At 65.7% G+C, this 16,421-nt stretch carries 16 protein-coding genes; 4 read left to right on the top strand and 12 right to left on the bottom strand.

The genetic code is table 11. From position 1 onward, the window contains the following. Nucleotides 1–6 precede the first annotated feature (6 nt). Entirely contained in the window at nt 7–1,656 is a 1,650-nt protein-coding gene (locus tag EO081_RS04065) for a terminase large subunit (protein WP_129340623.1), read from the bottom strand. A 6-nt stretch (nt 1,657–1,662) separates the two neighbouring features. Then, entirely contained in the window at nt 1,663–2,199 is a 537-nt protein-coding gene (locus tag EO081_RS04060; protein ID WP_129340622.1) for a hypothetical protein, read from the bottom strand. Nucleotides 2,200–2,234: 35 nt separating this feature from the next. On the opposite strand from EO081_RS04060, the gene EO081_RS04055 reads away from it, so the two are divergent. Further along, nucleotides 2,235–2,459 (top strand): hypothetical protein, encoded by a 225-nt coding sequence (locus EO081_RS04055; RefSeq protein ID WP_129340621.1) that lies wholly within the window; start codon nt 2,235–2,237, stop codon nt 2,457–2,459. A 29-nt stretch (nt 2,460–2,488) separates the two neighbouring features. On the opposite strand, the gene EO081_RS04050 is transcribed toward EO081_RS04055, so the two are convergent. From EO081_RS04050 to EO081_RS04005, 10 genes are all read right to left on the bottom strand, one after another. Further along, nucleotides 2,489–4,294 (bottom strand): hypothetical protein, encoded by a 1,806-nt coding sequence (locus EO081_RS04050; RefSeq protein ID WP_129340620.1) that lies wholly within the window; start codon nt 4,292–4,294, stop codon nt 2,489–2,491. A gap of 150 nt (nt 4,295–4,444) precedes the next feature. Beyond that, nucleotides 4,445–6,838: a hypothetical protein gene (locus tag EO081_RS04045; protein WP_129340619.1), complete on the bottom strand. Its 2,394-nt coding sequence runs from the start codon at nt 6,836–6,838 to the stop codon at nt 4,445–4,447. A gap of 2 nt (nt 6,839–6,840) precedes the next feature. Continuing rightward, nucleotides 6,841–7,485 (bottom strand): hypothetical protein, encoded by a 645-nt coding sequence (locus tag EO081_RS04040; RefSeq protein ID WP_129340618.1) that lies wholly within the window; start codon nt 7,483–7,485, stop codon nt 6,841–6,843. Further along, nucleotides 7,485–8,321: a hypothetical protein gene (locus EO081_RS04035; RefSeq protein ID WP_129340617.1), complete on the bottom strand. Its 837-nt coding sequence runs from the start codon at nt 8,319–8,321 to the stop codon at nt 7,485–7,487. The genes EO081_RS04040 and EO081_RS04035 overlap by 1 nt, the downstream gene beginning before the upstream one ends. 24 nt (nt 8,322–8,345) lie before the next feature. Further along, nucleotides 8,346–9,341 carry a hypothetical protein gene (locus EO081_RS04030; protein WP_129340616.1) on the bottom strand — a complete coding sequence of 332 codons (996 nt, stop codon included), beginning with the start codon at nt 9,339–9,341 and terminating at the stop codon, nt 8,346–8,348. An 8-nt stretch (nt 9,342–9,349) separates the two neighbouring features. Continuing rightward, entirely contained in the window at nt 9,350–9,670 is a 321-nt protein-coding gene (locus EO081_RS04025) for a hypothetical protein (protein WP_129340615.1), read from the bottom strand. After that, the gene (locus EO081_RS04020) at nt 9,645–9,881 is read right to left on the bottom strand and encodes a hypothetical protein (RefSeq protein WP_129340614.1); all 237 of its coding nucleotides are present in this window, start codon (nt 9,879–9,881) and stop codon (nt 9,645–9,647) included. Before EO081_RS04020 ends, EO081_RS04025 begins: the two co-directional genes overlap by 26 nt. Beyond that, nucleotides 9,881–11,503, bottom strand: a complete 1,623-nt coding sequence (locus tag EO081_RS04015; protein WP_129340613.1) for a hypothetical protein — start codon at nt 11,501–11,503, stop codon at nt 9,881–9,883. Before EO081_RS04015 ends, EO081_RS04020 begins: the two co-directional genes overlap by 1 nt. Nucleotides 11,504–11,564: 61 nt before the next feature. After that, a complete protein-coding gene (locus EO081_RS04010; RefSeq protein ID WP_129340612.1) occupies nt 11,565–12,371 on the bottom strand; it encodes a phage tail protein in 807 nt (268 codons plus the stop codon). 861 nt (nt 12,372–13,232) lie between these two features. Then, nucleotides 13,233–13,421 carry a hypothetical protein gene (locus tag EO081_RS04005; RefSeq protein WP_129340611.1) on the bottom strand — a complete coding sequence of 63 codons (189 nt, stop codon included), beginning with the start codon at nt 13,419–13,421 and terminating at the stop codon, nt 13,233–13,235. A gap of 184 nt (nt 13,422–13,605) precedes the next feature. On the opposite strand from EO081_RS04005, the gene EO081_RS04000 reads away from it, so the two are divergent. The 3 genes from EO081_RS04000 (at nt 13,606) to EO081_RS03990 (ending at nt 16,171) form a co-directional block, all read left to right on the top strand. Further along, entirely contained in the window at nt 13,606–14,085 is a 480-nt protein-coding gene (locus tag EO081_RS04000; RefSeq protein ID WP_129340610.1) for a lyase, read from the top strand. Continuing rightward, nucleotides 14,085–14,411 carry a DUF6771 family protein gene (locus tag EO081_RS17240; protein WP_311720260.1) on the top strand — a complete coding sequence of 109 codons (327 nt, stop codon included), beginning with the start codon at nt 14,085–14,087 and terminating at the stop codon, nt 14,409–14,411. The genes EO081_RS04000 and EO081_RS17240 overlap by 1 nt, the downstream gene beginning before the upstream one ends. A gap of 440 nt (nt 14,412–14,851) precedes the next feature. After that, nucleotides 14,852–16,171, top strand: coding sequence for a hypothetical protein (locus tag EO081_RS03990; RefSeq protein WP_129340608.1), 1,320 nt, complete (start codon nt 14,852–14,854; stop codon nt 16,169–16,171). Nucleotides 16,172–16,421: the final 250 nt, after the last annotated feature.

Raw genomic sequence — 16,421 nt, 5'->3', positions numbered from 1 at the left:
GGGAGTTTATCCGGTCATTTCAAAGTAGAGGTCGTCAGTGGAAGCGATTTGCTCCCAGTGACCCTCATGGATGTGGTTAGCGATTGCCAAGGCGAGGATCGTGTCGTCGTGGCATCCGACTTCGTGCTCGATCTTCCCCGACTTAGGGTCGGCGACAAAGGTCGTCATCTCGTCGAGCGTGGTCTTGTCATAGAGACAGATGGTGGCGTCGCGGACTGCTTGGCGCAGCTCGTCGATGATGAGGGGGCGAGTCTTGACGTCGGTGTAGAAGCCTAGCTCCTCCTTCGTCTCGTCGTTGGTCTTGTCGTAGACCTCACGGGTGTAGAGGTTCGGGTAGGTCTTCAGCTCCCCACGGACCATGAGGCCCTTGTATAGCATGGTGTTCGGCAGGATGCCGTGGTTGTTAAATTCGATCGCCAGTCGGCCCCAGTTGAACAACTCGCCCAGGTGGTAGCAAATATGGGCGAAGTAGTCCGGCTCGACTTGGCCACGCCAGATGCCGACCTGCCGCTTGTGCTGGTCTAGGACCTGCACGACGGACCAGTCGCCCTCGGCGGTGCCCTTGGAGACGTCGGCGCCCAGGGTGTATTCCTGGTGCGGGTCGATCTCGCGGTAGAGGAACAGCCGGCCGCGGGGGTCAGGTTTGAAGCAGCCGGCGACCGGGTCGTATTCCATCCGGTGGAGGATGTCGGGGGCCTCCTCTATGCGGGCGGCGAGCTTCTCAAGGTTGAACACCGGGGACCCGGAGGTCAGGAAGGCGTCCTTTGGAAACGTCGGGTACTCCTGCTTGAACAGGTCGGGGCCATCCTGGGCGATCTTCCGGCGCCGGAAGAGGAGCTGGGCGTCGTCGAGGACTTCGCCATACTCGTCGTAGACCTTGGCGCAGTAGTCCTCCTCGTCGGGGGTGCGCTGGAAGTCTTCTGGAGGCGAGACGCGATATTTCTCGTCCTCAAACCAGGGCGCGAAGTAGGCGAGATAGCCGGATTCCCCGGCCTCGGCGGCCTTCCACTGTTCGTAGAAGGGGCCGGACATGCCGCGGGCGGTACTCTCGATCGCGACGAAGGTGTCGGGAACGTCGGGGACCGCCTGCAGGAGGCCGTTCATAATCTCACGGGCCTTGCCCTTCGGCCACAAGCCGACCTCGGAGAGGTGGGCGAGCTGCAGGGTTTCACCGCGGCCGACCGTATCGGCGCCTGCCGTGGCGATCATGTAGCCGCTGTCGAGCCTGTCGAACTTCAGCTCTCGCCCGTTCGCCTTCGACGTCGAGGGCCGGAGGAACCCCGGCATCTCGGCATGGTAGCGCTTCGTCATGTCGAACAGCGCCGTCGAGGCTTCCGCCTTGTGGGTGACGACGATCCCCTTGGTGGCGCGGTGCTGGCTGATCCACCAGTACATGAAGCCGCCCCAGGCCGTGGAGAACCCGAGCTGGCGGGCCTTCAGGATCACGACCCGGATACGGCCGGTTTCCTGCCACTGCTTCAGGAGCGCCTCGATAAGCCGGCGCTGGGCCCGGTTGAGCACGAAGGGGATGATCTTCGCGTCCTTGGTCCTGATCTTCAGGGCCTTGCGGGCGTAGAATTGGAAGTCGTCTAGGAGGCGCTTGCGGGTAGCCTTGCGGCGGGCCTCGGCGTCCCCTGGAGAGGGCGCATTGGCCATAGGGTGTTACTCTTCGTCCGCCGCCATCTCGTCGAGGATGTCCTCGGCGCTCCGCACGGTGGCTTCGATCTTCTGGGCCGGCTTGGCCTTGGTGAAGTCGAGAATGAGACGGCCGAGCGCGGCGACGTCTTTGGGGGTCTCCGCGGTACGGAGGGTGGTGACGGCTTTTTCCAGAGCCTCGACGGCCCTGGGATCGTCCGGGAGTTGGCCGGCGTCCTTCATCTTCTGGATGATCCTCTTGGCGTCCCGCCGAGCCTCTGCCTGGACCGCAGCCCACTGCGCGTGGGTGAGGTGCCGGGGCTTGCCGGGAATGTTGGTGTTCGGGTGGTTGCCCTTGCGGGCGGCGACGAGCTTCTGGCTGTAGGCCTTCCGCTCCTCGGGGGTCATGTTGGCCCAAGGTCCCCGCGCGGCCTTCTTGGGCGGCGCCGGGGGCGGAGCGATCGGGGAGCGGATGTGCTCGACCACGAACTGCTCGATCGTCTTGGGCTTGTTCTTCACGCCCGGCGGGCGGCCACGGGGGCGGCCGGTCGGCTTAGTGGGCATGGCGAAACTCTATGTCAGGTGTTATCTGGAGCGGCATGAGCCTAGCCCCGCGAAAGAGCCGGTCGGAAATCCCCGTGGAAGACCGGGAGATGGACGATGTCGGCGAAGATATGGTCGAGACCTATCAGACGCTCGGCCGGATACTTGAGGCGATCCTCGTCGAGGGTAAGGTCGAGCGCACGCCGAAAATCCGCGAGCTGCTTAACGATCACAGCACCATGGTAATCCATGCGCTGGGGTGCCGCCCACGGGCGAACTAGGGCCCCTGGTCTCCCAAGGGCCCTGTCCGTTACGGCTGGTATTTGCTGAGCGGTCGGATGTTCCGCAGCACGGCCGGCGTGTCGCCACTCTCCAGTGGGGAGTTGCGGGAACGCTGAGGTGTCAGCGGTAGCTCCGAGAGAGCGCTCGGCGCCGCACCGTTAAGCTGTACCATCACGGGCACGGACTTGACGCCGGCACGGTCTAGAGCAGCCATGCGGTGACGCCCGTCGTGCGACATTACGAGGTTCGGCAGGCTCTCGACGCCCATAGAGCGCTGGACCGCGCTGGGTTCCTTGCCGAGCGTTACGCCCAGCATCGGGGGCGGAGATGCCTCGTACAGCTCCTGCGAGAAATCGCCGATCGACGAGGTGCTGTTCAGCGCCTGCCGCCCCTCGGGGCTCGCGGTGAGCCCAAGGAACTCGCTCGGGGACATCTCGACGACGTAAGCGCTGTTGCTGCCTGCGTGCTTCTGCTTGATGGCCTCGACCATCTCGGGGGACCAATAGCCCAGGCGGCTTTCCGCGGGGGCCGGTGGGACGCCCTGAGGGTCAAGGGCCCATTCCGGGAGCAGGCCGATCTTCTGGTCGGCGAAGACGGTGTCCGCGGTCGAGGCGTTGCGGTTGGCTTCGCCGTGAGGCCCGAAGTTAAGCCAGCTATTCTGCCCGCGGGTCTCGGTCGTCATCGCCGGCCGCGCCTCGGGGCTGAACATGCCGAGGTGAGCACGCCATGCGTTCTCTTCGCCGTCCGCCCTGAAGCCCACGCCGTTCTTGGCATGACCGAAGGCGTCGTGGACGGCGCGGAAGACGTCGTTGACCCTGACCGGCTTGCCGTCCCAGGTCTCGCCGGGGACCTCCGCCAGGAGGGGGTTGTTCGCCAGCTCCTCCGCGGAGATGCCCTGTGAGCCGTAGCCGGCGTCAGTGGGGTAGACCCGCATCTGGCGGTTGTCCCGGAGGTCGCGGACTGCGTCCCAGGGGCTCGGATAGGGGTCGCCGTTCTCCGGGTAGAACCCGAAGCTGTAGCCTGCTTCCTGCAGAGCCCGATATTGCTCCAGGGTCTCGCGAGCGAGTGCCTCATAGGAGCCCCGCACCGCGGGGTTCTGAGGGTCGTGCGGCATGGCTTCGAAGGCCTTGGCGATGGCCCCAGCCCGCTTGGGATCGACGCGGAGGTACTCTGTCGGCGGATCGTACTGGATGCCGGCCTTCTCGGCGTAGCGTCGCGCAACGTCCCGGAGGACACTGTCGGGCCCCGAACCTCGGGGGCCCCGCGGCTGCCCTGCGAGCGGCTTCTGGACGTACTCGTCGGAGAGGACGCCCGCGGGGCGCTGAGGTGCCGGGGTGACGACGGCGCCGTCCTTGGTGCGGACGTCCCGGAGCGGCTGCTTCGGGGCCGAGCGGACGAGCTTAGAGCTGCCTTCGATCGCGGTGTCCTCGACGATCGGCTCTACCTTCGAGAGGGCTCCGAGGATGCGCTTGCCGGCACCTGTCCGGGCGAAGGCCTTTGCGGCCGGTGCGGCGACTTCAGGGGCGAGCGTGAGGGCGCCGGTAACGGCCCCTTGGATCAAGTCGCGCTTGCTGAAGTCCCGGTCGTCGTCGGCGAGGCGTCGGAGCTGCGTGCCGATCGTGTCGGCGGAGGACAGCGGGTTCCACTCGTGGTTCAGCTCCTCGAAGCGAGCGGCTCGTTGGGCTGCGTCACGCTCGGAACTGCCGAGGGCACGCGAGACCCCGGCGACTGCGTCGGAGGCCAGTCGCGTCAGCACGCCCCGCGGCTTGGAAGCCGTGCGGATGGTCGCGCCGGCCTTGGGGCCCTTGGCCTCGGGGTCCCGAAGGGAGCGCATGGTGGGCGTGCTGAAACTGGAAAGGGCCCCGCGTCGGAACGTGGAGAAGTCATGGCCCTTAGGCGCACGGGAGCGGCCCGCAGGCGCAGGCTTCTTGGTTGGCATATTGTCCTGGTGAGGCTGAGGGGGCCAGGGTGTGACCCCCAGCCCCTACTGGTTGGCCCGCGTGTACACGGGTGGCATCAGAGGTTCGTCCTCGCCCTCCGAGGTGGAGGTAGGCGAGGTGTCTTGAGACGCGGCGAGGATCGCTGCGATCTTCGAAGGCTTGATGCCGGCGCGGTTGAGAGCATCCGCGAACGCGGCGTCCTGCTGCGCCCGCCGAGCGATGGCCCGCATTGCGGTTTGCACGTCGGCAGCGCCCGTTGCGGTCATCAGCTCGGAGATGCGGTCCTGGACGTCCTGCTTGAAGCGCAGGGTGCCGCGAGGATTCCCCTGGAACAGGACCGAGGCCACTGCGCCAATGATGTCGCCGCGGGCGGCCCTGCCGGCCACCTGAAGGGCTTGGCCCGAGAGGGCTTCGTCCATCGCCTGCCGGGGCTGCGTCTTGGAGTTGCCGAAGGCCTCGTGGAAGGCCTTGAACCCCTGGTCCTCAGCCTCCAGACGGTCGGCCAGCCGGTTCATCAAGCCAGGGCGGCCCGACATAGCTTCGAGCGCCTGCTGCTTGGCTTGGTCGCCCATGGAGGCGTGGGCCCCTGCCCCGGACATCCCGAGGGACTGGCGGGTGCGCTGGGCCACGTTGGCGGTCGGCTTCAAGCCTGCCTGGGTCGCCTCATCCGCAAGGGCCGTCTGGGCCCCTGTCATCCAGGCCTCCTGGGCGTGCTGCGGCATATCGCGCATTTGGCCGGCGATCTCGGGGCCGGTGAGCTTCGAGACCTCCTGCCCGGCGCCTAGTGCATCGCGGAGTGCCATCTCGTCGGCATAGTTCGCCGTGACGTCTCGGTAGGCTTCGTTCTGGTCCGCGAGGTGGCCGCGAAGGTCGCGGACGCGGTCGTTGATGTGGACCGAGTTGGTCGTGTTCCGTGGGCGGAACCCGCTCGTGTCCATAGCGGCCTGTCCGGCGTCCCGCATGGCGCGGATGACTTGGTCGAAGCCCTCGACGGTGAGGGTCCGGGTGCCGGCAATATTCCCGTCGCGGTCCAGGCGGAAGCCCAGCTCGACCGGGTCGCGTTGGGCGTTGCGGATGTTGCGGAGGGCCTGCGGGAGGGCGTCCTGGAACGCCGGGGTCCGCATGATGCCCTCGATCTCCGGCGTCAGGACCATGGGCTGAGCGTACGCGGCCTGATAGCCTGGGCCGGAAGCCGCAGAAGCACGCCGGTTGATCTGGTCGACCGCCTGGACCGGGTCGACAGCCGGCCCCAGCTCCTCGGCTAGGTGGCCGCGGATGCGAGAACCCTGGGCCGCCTGCCGCTGCAGGAGCATGTTGCGGGCGCGGGTCGCCATGGGGCCATTGCCCTGAAGTGCCCAGCCGGTGATCCGGCGGCCCTTCTCGGACACGTCGACCGGCATTGCAGGCACGTTCATGGCTGCTCGGCGGGCCACCTCGGCTTCGATAGCCTGAGGGGTCGCCTGGGCGCCGCCAGTGCCCATGCCGGTCGCTATGGTGCCCTGCGGCAGCTCGTCGGCCAGTATGCGCTCGCCCTGGGCCGCCGCGGCGTCGCCGGGCTGCGCCAGCGGCTGGTTGCGGAAGCGCCGGGGCACGTTCTCAAGGAACCGAGCGGTCGCGTCGACACCCGGCACGTTGCGGCGGGCTGCCGATCCGATCGCGGCTGCGCCCCGGAAGGCGGGAGCAGCGGCGGCCCCGAGCCCGGCACCTGCGACGCCGCCGAGGATCGCGTTCTCCACGCGACCTCCGCCGGAATCGTTCAGCGCCCCCGAAAGCGCCCCGTAGCCCCCCGCGGTCAGGGCAGCGTTACCCATGCCGGGGAGCATCCCGGAGCCACGAAGGACGCGAGCCTCGGGAAGGAGAAGCGAGCCGACGAGCCCAGCCGCGGAGGCAGCGGTGCTGGCGTTCGGGTGTTGGGCATCAAAGAGGGATTGCGAGAAGTCCTGCTCGTCCTTGCCCTGCTGGAAGGCGGCGGACGGGTCGAACTCCTCGTTGCCGAGCAGGGCCTGCGCGGCGTTCGCGGTGACCTTGTGGACACCACGATCGAGCCCCGCGACACCAGGGAGGATGGCGTCGGCGAACTTGCCTGCCGCGGCCCCCAGGTTCTGCGCCAAGGAGACGGGAGGATGTGCCTCGCCCTCGTAGACGACTTTGCGGCCGACCTTCGAGCCCTGCTGCCGAGCGGCCATGAAGGCGTCGATGTCGGCGTCGTTCAGTGAGAACCCCCGCTGCTTGACGAACCCCTTGAGGTCGGCGGCGGTGGTGCGAGGGTCGGCGGCAAGGGCCGCGTAGGCCTGCTCGTCACCTGCATCCATGCGGGCATCGCGCAGGTCCTCGGCGGAGACACCTTCGGACGCGACATAGGTGTCGATCTCGGCCTCAGGTGCGCCCTGCTCGATCATGGAGCCGACGTTGGCTCTAATCCTGGCGATGTCAGGCATGGTTATTTCAGTCCGTATTTGCGGCGCAGAGCGTCGCTGTTGGGTCGGGAGACCGGCGCTTTAGGAAGCGGTCGGCCGTACGTGTGCTCCTGTGAGAGAGCCTTGAGCTGGGCCGGCGAGTAGCCGGCGAGGCCTCCGTAGGAGGTGATGAAGCCCCGCAGCACGCTATCGAGCGTCTTGAAGCGTTCGGCGTTGGTCGCGTCGAAGGACCAGCGGTTCGGCAGGGCGTCGGTGATGAGCTTCAGCTCACGGTCGGAGTCTGAGCCGGACCCCGCGACGCGGAAGGCCTGCCGGGCTAGCAGCGGGATAGCCGACACCGCGCCGTCGAACTCCTGGTTCTGCCGGTTGAGCGGGTTGAACTCCCGAACGCCTGCGAGGCCTCCCGCCGACATATTCTTGTCGTAGAGCGACCGGACGTGGCTGAGCTGCTTGAGCATCGCGCGGGCGGCACCAACCTTGGTGTAGGCCGCCTGAGCGGATTGGCCGGTGGGGCGGGTTTCCGGGGTGTTGATGTCGAACGCGCCCCCCTTCGGGGGAGCCTTCGGCAGGCTCTTCGTCTGCTGCTGGAGGCCCTTGATGCCCACGAGAGCTTTAACCTCGCGGGCGTCGGTGACGTCTTCCCAGCCGTCGTTGTCTTGATCGACCATTACTTCTTGAGCCTCTTCTGCACCTGCCCGTTCGGGCCGATGCGGTATTCGTAGCGGTTATCGAGGCCGCCCCTGCTGCTGCCGCCGCCGGAGCCCTTCGTCTTGCTGATGGCGAGGCGTTGAGCCCCCTGCGCGATGCGGGCGTCACCTTGGGCGATGCGCTGGGCGCCCTGCGCCGTGGTGGCGATGGAGCGGTCGCGGTAGATGCCGGTCCGCGCGGTGCGGTCGGCCTGGACGTCCTGTCGGTAGTCCTGCAGGGCCGCGGCATTGTCCTTGGCCTGTTGGCGGGTGAGCGCCTGGGAGACCGTCATGCCCATGCCGCTCGTCACGGCGGCGTAGTTCGGATCGTACGCCTCGGGCATCTTCGTCGGGTCGACGCCGAAGTGCTCCGGGTTCTGCCGCATCTGCTCGTACGCTGCGGGCCGCTGATCCTCGGGAAGCTGCTGCAGGGCAAACATGGCGCGGCCGTTGATGTCGGCTACGTCCTTCTGCTTCACCCGCTTCGCCTCCAGGTATTCCTGGAAGGCCGGGACGGGCTGGACGGAGCGCTCGCCTGTCACCGGGTCGGTGATGATCTCGAAGGCGTCGTCGGGCCCCCCGAACTCACGGCCAGCCTTGCTGGACGTCCTCAGGGACTCTTCCAGGCCGAGCACGTTCTGCCCGGCGCGGGCCATGCCCTCCCCGAAGTTTCCGCCGGACAGGAGGCCCGCGCCGATGGCCAGAAGGGTCTTGTGGCGGTTTCCGTGGTCCCAGAGGCCCGCGGGGCGCGGAGGTGCTGCGGGGAGCCGTGAGGCACCCGTAGCCGCCCCAGCGGCGGCGAGGCCCGCGGGGATCATAAGAGGGTTCATGGTTCGCTCGTGTTAGTTGAAGGGTTTCCAGCCGAGGCCGCCGGCCAAGCCGAGGCCCGTGGTGGCAAGGCCCGCTAGGCCCCCGAGGAGCCCCTGGTTCTGCTTGGTGACCTGGGTGCCCGTCGTGGTGCCGGACTGGCCCCACTGGTTGCCGCCAACCATGCCGTAATAGCGGTTGAGGATGTCCCACTGGCGCTGGTCGTTGCCCTGCCACTTCTGGAAGTCGGCCGAGGTTTGACCCTGCCGGTCCGCCTGCTCCTGCGAGTATGCGTTGTTGATCACACCAAAGGAGTTGTTCGCAAGCTGGTTGCCGGCGGAGATGGCAGAGAGGCCCTGGTTCGCGAGACCTGCGTAGCCGCTGGCGCCCGTCGCTAGAGCGTTGAGGTTCGTCGAGCGGTCCTGGGACGCGAGGTTCAGGCCCTGGCTGTACGCCTGACCCCGGAGGGAGGCGGCGTTGTCGGCCATGCGATCCGCCGCGCCGCGCTGGGCGATGCCCGCGGCGACGCCGGCTCGGCTGGAGTTGAGGTTGCCGGTGCCGGACGCAGAGCGGTCGATCGACGGGAGCGTGCTCTCCGTGAGCTGACGCGACACGTCGCGGTTGACCGCATCAATCTGGCCGTCGAGGTACGGATTGTCCGCGTACTGGCTCGCTGCCTTGATATTGGCGCCCGTGGCGTCCGTGTTCGCGAGCGAGGTGTACTGGTCGAGGAGGCCTTGGGCTTTCGCCCCGTTGCCGAGAAGCCCCTGCCCCATCTTCGTCAGGTCGGCCGCCGAGGAGAGCCCGGTGCCGGTGGCGAAGTTGACTTGCCCCTGCAGGGCCGCCTTCTGGGCCTCCGACATGCCGGCATAAAGTTCGCCCTGATAGTAGGGCGTGCCGGACTGGGAGTTGAAGAGGTTCTGCGCCCCGTTGAACGCGGTCTGCAGATAGGGGAGCTGGAATTGCGACGGCCCGGTGTTGGTCGTCTGGTCGGTCTTGGTGGTGTTGGAGCCACCGAATAGAGAGCCCATGGTGTTCTTTACGTCTGGTGGACTTCCATGTGGCGGTGGTGGTGGTCGACGAACGACGCGGCCCAACGGAAGCCGAACATGGCGAGGAACTTGGAGTGCTTGGTGTCGCCCCGCTCGTGCAGGGCGTACAGCGGGCCGCCGTGGAGAGCCTTGAGAGCCTCGAAGTCGGCGGCGAGCTGTCGCTTAACGCGCCCACTCCAGGGGTGATGGACGTCGCAATGGATGAAGGTGTGCTGCGGCGTGGCCTGCTCCAGGTACAGCGTGTACACGGAGCGGCGGACAACCGGGACCTTGAGCTGGTGGCTAGGAGCCGGAAGAGGTGCGCCCATCGGCTCCCCCCTGCTCTGCGAGGCCTGCGAGGATAGGGTCGAGAGCCTGCAGAGCCTCGACAATGTCTCGGGTCGTGGCCGCGAGCCGCTGCAATTCGCCGTCGATGAAGGGAGCGTAGCTCGCTGCCGCCGCCGGCCGGACCTGCCTGCGGAAGGGCACCAGGCTGGCGAGCTTGGCTCGTACCGCGTCGATCAAGGTGGTGCCTGTCATTAGCGCCTCCCGCGGATCACAAGTTGGATGTCGAAGCCGGAAAGCTGGAAGTCTCCGGTCCCGCGGACGCCGAAGCGGTACGCGAGGTATTTTCCGGCCTCGTTGATGTCAATTTTGGCCTCGGCGTTCGGGTCGAAGGTGGTCTCGTCGGACCACGTCGGCTCCTGGTTCACCAAGTCGTTGCCCCCGAACTGCCAGTAGCTGTCGGCCGGCGCCTCCACCCACACTTGGGGCCAGATGGCCTGCAGATGGGTGTACTGCGTCAGGTTCTTGCCGATGATGTCGAGGTCGAGGCCCACGCGCTCGATGAAGGCGGGCTTGACGGCCTCAGGCTCTACCGGCTGGGTGAGCGTGCCACCCCGCAGGAGGTCGAGACCATAGAGCCGCGGGGCCGTGAGCCCCATGGAGGGGTCGGAGCGGCCCACGAAGAGGACGTGCTGGCCCTCGTCGCCCTCCGAAGTGAGGAAGAGGCCCTGCGAGCCGTCCCAGGTGACCTCCTGGTCGTCATCCCAGCTCTTGCCGGAGATGAGGGCCGAGCGACAGGCGCCGGTCACGTTCGGCAGGTCGTAGAAGGTCCAGGTGCCGTTGGCGTAGTTGTAGACCGCGGCGCGGTTGCAGCCGTTGGTCGGGCCCTGCCAGCCCACCAGGCGGTCGGCGGACGGATAGCAGAAGCGTATCTCGCTGAGCCGCGCATCGTGGTTGACGAAGCACAGGTGGCTCTTGGCGGTGTCCAGTGCGTCGAAGATGAACTCGCGCACCTTCTGGTCGGCGATGGACGTCGGGGAGACGCCGTCATGGACGTAGATGTCGTTGCGGTCGAAGACGAAGTGCGACCCGCCCACCTGCACGACGCAGTTGGGATTGATGACGCCGCGCTCGTCGAAGAGTTTGGTGAACTGGTAGATGAAGTCGCCGCCGACGTAGTCCATCTGCCACACGGAGTTGGTGCAGTAGATGACGAAGCTGTTCCGAAGGGCCAGCCCGTCGACAATGGTGTGCTGCATCTCGTTGACGATGTTCTCGCCGGCCGAGTTGGTGGTGCTATCGGTCGACCAGTCGCCCGGCGGGGTGCCGAAGCCGACCAGGTCGGACCACTTCACCATCGTCGGGTAATAGGCGCCCGCCTTGGTCACGCCCAGCGCGACAAGCTGGTCCTTGAAGGAGCGCAGCACCTTGCAGCGGTAGCCTTCAGGCCAGTTGGGGAGCACGTTGTAAGTGCTGTCGCCCGGCACCTTGCAGATGGGGTCGTGGCTCTCGCGGTTCAGGTATGAGACGCCTCCGAGGAAGCAGCTCGTGATCGGGTAGCCTTCGCTGCCGGCGACCTGCCCTGGAGGCGTCAGGTCTTCCAGCTCGGCGCCGTTGAGGCGCTTAACGGTCCCGAAGTCCGCCGAGGCCATGATGATCTCGTCGTAGCCGCCGGAAGATGGCGGGATCGCAACCGCGTGGCCCGGCTCGAAGTCGAGCGTCGCCACGGTGCGGGGGATAGGGCCTCGGGTGACGCGACCGTTGCGGAAGCGCACGTTGACCCCTGCCGTGAAAACCGCGGGGTCCTCAAGGTCTGCGGGGTGCATGTCAGTCACGACCCCGGCCTGACCCAGTCGGCGGACCGGGAAGGTAGACATATCAGCTCTCGTGTTGGAGGCCCGCGGGTGCCCTGGTGCCCCTCAGCGGGGACAGGAGCGCCTAGACCTTGATGATGAAGTGGAGGGCGATCGACGGCTGGGTCGCATCAACGGTGACGGTGTGGCTGTGCCCATCGACCTGTGAGACCGTGAGGCTGTGCGTGTGGGCACCGTCCGCCGTGATGGGGTGGCTGTGGGCCTTGCCCTCGCCGCCGTCCGAGGTCTTGCCGTAACTGGCGGACTCGCTCCGACCCGTGAGGGTGTAGTTGGAGTCGCTGCCGTCCTGCTTGCCGGTGGCCAGGGTGTTGCTGTTGCTCAGCAGCGACGTCGCGGTGCCGGGCGCCGCCACCATGTGGCTGTGGGCAGGCATCTCGGCAGTCGTCAGGGAGTGATCCCCTGTCTTGCCCGAGTGCGAGTGCGAGCCGGCCTCTGCGGCGGTTCCGGTGTGCGTGTGGCTCCCCGCAACCGACGAGGTGTAGGTCGCGCTGGTCTGGCCGAAGGTCGACAGCAACTCGTGGTCCGCGCTGGCGCCTACAGGCACCCGGTTGCGGAGGTCCGGCGTCGTGATCGTGCCGGTGCCGTCGCTCTTAGCGGCCTTGTCGCCGTTGCAGATGGCCCAGCCCTTCGGCACGTCAGCGGGGGCCCCGTGCCAGAGCACAATGGCTCCTACAGGGACCAAGAGGCCCGCGAGGCCGTTCAGGAACGTGTGGGTCACGCTGGTCGACAAGGGGCCGGTGATGCCGGGGAAGGTCGCCTTGAGGACGGCCTTGAGCATCCGAATGTGGTCGTCGCCCTCCTTCAGCCTATCGGCGCCGGACGGATTGGCCGGGTTGAGCTGGTGGAGGTACTGAGCGGTTTCGAGAGACATACGGGGTCCTGCGGCGGACCGATGGGCCGGACGCCTATAATGGGGGTGATTTCGTGGAAGGCTCGCATCAGTGGCGAGCAGCTTGGGGGATCGAGAGACCCTAAGGACCTAAAGGCCCTGAGGACCTAAAGGGATAGATTCCTATATGACTTACCATAAGGACTCTTGAGGGTCTTAAAGGGCCCCTGAGGACCCTTGACGCACAATCGAGGACGGTCGCCATCTGCAGACAGTTGTGCATATGGTCGCACTAATGCACCTCCCCTGATTTCCCGTCATTTTACAGTCGGTTACAGGAGGTCCTACCCGGCCTCCTGGGTGCCCCTGGGTCCCCTCCCGATCAAGCGACTAAGGGTCCTCCGTTTAGGGCCGGGTCGGTCCTTTCAGGGACTCCCGGAGCCTGGATGGGACCCGATGGGACCCGAGAAATAATCGGGTGGTGGCCGGGATGGCACATAGGGACCCGGCAAAGCGCCTCTGGGACCCGCAAGAGCCGCATGGGACCCGCAGAAACTCCAGGGAAACTGCGGATGTCAGAGAGGTCCGACCCGTTTTTATGGGCGTGCAGCGAAGCCGTCAGTTGCGAACGCGATCGGCGAGCGGCCAGCGGGCTCCCGTCCAGCCCCCGGAGGGGACCCGGAGAGGCAATGCCCCCCACAACGACGTCCCCCACCATAACGGAGACCAGCAGGTTTCTGCGGTTTGTCACTGGATGCTGAAGCCGCTGCGTCCCCCACAGCCTAGGGGATTGGCAGCACATTGCGGCGATCCAGCGGGCCTCGCCGTCTCCGGCTGGGGACATTAGGGCCCAGTGTGCCGGTGCGGGATGAGGGGCGTGTACACGCAAGGGGACAGAGGGACCTAGGGCTTGCCGTCCCTCGCCGGCCCTTGCTGTCCTGCCGCCGACAGTGCCTCGATTTGATCGAGCTGGGCCAGCAGGTCCCTGAAGCCCTCAAGGCCATCGACGGGGAACGCGCGATCAAAGCCAGACCCGAGGGCCTGGAGGTCTCGCTGGGTGAGGAGGCCCACGGCCACAATGTTGTCGCGCATGCCCCTCAACGTGCGGGGAGAGCGGATCGGTCCTCGGAGCACCGAAGGATTAGACAGGCCCTCGCCGGCCCTCACCGGGACATTCAGGCACAACCAGGGACGATCGGGCACTGACGAGCACGAGGGGCGGACGGCCGAAAGTAGGTGGATAGCTGCCGTGCGGCGTTGGTGATAGCTTACGCTGATGACCGACCGCTATGAGCCCACTTCTGACTTTTTGAAGGCGGTGATCGCTGAGGAGGTACCGCTTTCCGGCTCAGCCTTCGCCAATGGGAACATGCGGAAGCTAATCGCGATGACGCGGGACGGTGACCTGTCTAACCGCGACTGGGCGACGATGCTTTTGGCATCAGAAGATGCCGATACGCCCGAAATCCGCGAGGCACTGCTGTCAGCCGCCAACGATGAAAATGATGTCGTAAGAGCGGAGGCGCTGCTCGGGATCGCCAAGCGCGATCGGAAGCTAGCGCTGCCACTCGCTTTGGACGCACTATCTGGCGAACAGGCGAGCATGGCCGTGTTCGAGGCCGCCGAGTTGATCGCTGATCCCCTTCTGGTGGAGGTGCTCCGGCCTTGGACTGAGCCATCGGATGACGTGTGGCTGGACCAGCTCGCCCGCGACGCCTTGGCCGCCTGCGAAAAGGCACACGAACCGCTTAGTTGATGGATGTCCGGAACTGGGCGTTAGCTGCCGTCCGGCTTTTTGCACCCTCGCCGGCCCTCAACGTCCCCCGCATTCCCCCAGGCGCCCCACAAACCCGCTTGCACGAATCGGAGAACAAGACGAGAACACCGGGCATGACGAACCCCGACTCCTCCAGCCTCGCCCAGACCCTCCTCCAGGCACCAGGATGGGCCCGTATGGGCCTCACAGCGCCCTCTCAGCGCCTACGGGAACAAGCGGCAGCCGAGCTGGCCGAGACGATCCTCGACGCCATAGCGCGTCCCCAGGGAGCCCACGACGCACGGCAGATGCCGCTGCCGCTCTGAGGTGTCCGCGAATACCCGGCTGGACAGCCTGAGTGACCTGACGAAGCACCGTGCGAACCTGCGGGTCCGCTGCTCGTGTGGTGCAGAGCATGTCTTCGATGCGAACCGCTTCTGGCGCTATGCGATGCTGAAGGGCTGGAGCACCCAGCTTGGGGCACTAGGGCACTACATCCGCTGTAGGACCTGCGGGAAGCGAGGACCGCGGCTGAGTGCCACACCGCAGCCTGCTACGCTCGCCGATCCATTCCCTCGGGATGAGGGGGCCTGGAGGGCACTGCGGCGACGACTGAGGTGCTGAAGCGGCTCCAACACTCAATCCGCCGCCCCTCTCCGTCACCCCATGAACAAGCCGATCCAGCACGCCCCTTCCTCGCCGCTCGCACCTTGCCGCCCTCTCGGCAATCTGTAAGTCTCACGTTTGCGACGTTGGGGGGCTGGGGATGTTCGAGCAGCAATATAAATCGCAGGAGGTCTTCGGCGTAACGACCGAAATCCTGACGCCTTCGTATGTTAACCGCGGCGGGCTGGACGCGCGGATTGAGAAGTTGCTGGGCCGCGATACGCACATCGCTCTTCGTGGCGAATCGAAGTGCGGGAAGAGCTGGCTTAGGAAAAAGAACATCCCCGACGCCATTACGGTCCAGTGCCGGCTCGGTAAGGGAGTGCGCGACCTCTACACCGATGCGTTGGCTCAGCTCGGGCTTCAGCTAGTCACCGAGCGCACATCCGAGAAAGGGTTCAAAGCGAATCTTGAAGCCTCCGGTGAGTTTGCGGTTAAACTGCTGGGCAAGATTGCGGTTAAGCTTGGGCTGGAAGGGGAGTTAAAGACATCCGCGAAGTCCATACCGGTCGGCAGAGACTTGGACGACCTACGGTTCGTCTCCGAGATTATAAACGAATCTGGTCGGCGGCTCGTAATCGAGGACTTTCACTACCTGCCTCATGATGCACGAAAAGCCTTCGCCTTCGATCTGAAGGCTCTATGGGATTATCGTACTTACGTAGTTATCATCGGCATCTGGTCCGAAAACAATCTACTTCTCCATCTTAATTCCGACCTTACGGGGCGGGTGCGCGAGGTCTCAATTTTTTGGTCGGCAGACGACCTGAGAGCGGTGCTGGAGCAAGGCTCAGAAGCACTCAACATCTCCTTTTCGAGGCAGATATGCGGCCGGCTGATCCATGACTCTTATGGCACGGTTGGAATCCTGCAGACACTCGCTTTAGGGATTTTGGACGAAGCAGGCGTCGAACGGCGCCAACCGTCTCGCGTGGAAATCTCCGATGAAGGTGCCTACGAGAGCGCAGCGATGGCATACGCCGACCAACTCAACGCGCAGTACCAAACTTTTGCGGCTCGGGTGGCTGCGGGGATTCGCAGGCGCACGAATGCCACGGGCATCTATGCACATATGCTCAAAGTTGTGATGGAAGCGTCTGTCGCTGACCTCTCCAGCGGTTTCCCGCGAGACCAAATCTACCGCCTCGCCGCGCAACGCGAGCCGAGAATACAGAAACCCAACCTGCGGCAGATACTCTTAAAGATCGACGGGCTTCAGGTCGACGGGGAAGGTCGCGGGCTTGTTCTCTCTTACGACGAGCAGAAGGACGAGGTATTCGTCGTCGACAAGCAGCTCTTCTTCTATCGTCAATACGCGACAGCGAAATGGCCCTGGGAGAGCATCATCGAGCAGGTGGACGAAACCGGTGCGGGATATGAGTCTGACCTTGAGTTTGACCTGCAGCCGGTGGCGTCTTGATCGGCCGCACACCTACCTAGCGGAATAGCGGCCCCCCTCACCGGCCCTTCCGGTCCAGATGATCCGCAGTAGCCTCCAGGTCCTTGGCGAGCTGCTTCAGGGCACGCTCGGCGCCTAGCCGTTCCAGACCGTCCCTTTGGTCCACCGAGCGCGGCCTGCTGGCCCTCGCCGTGGGCAACCGGGCAGCCATTCGTAGCGTCACGGGATCGGGGGCGGAGTCCGTCATGGGCTTAGCGTACCACGAGACAGC

The organism is Sphingomonas desiccabilis (genome assembly GCF_004135605.1).
In the GTDB taxonomy this organism is placed as follows: domain Bacteria; phylum Pseudomonadota; class Alphaproteobacteria; order Sphingomonadales; family Sphingomonadaceae; genus Sphingomonas; species Sphingomonas desiccabilis.
This window is presented reverse-complemented; position numbering and strand designations above follow the sequence as displayed.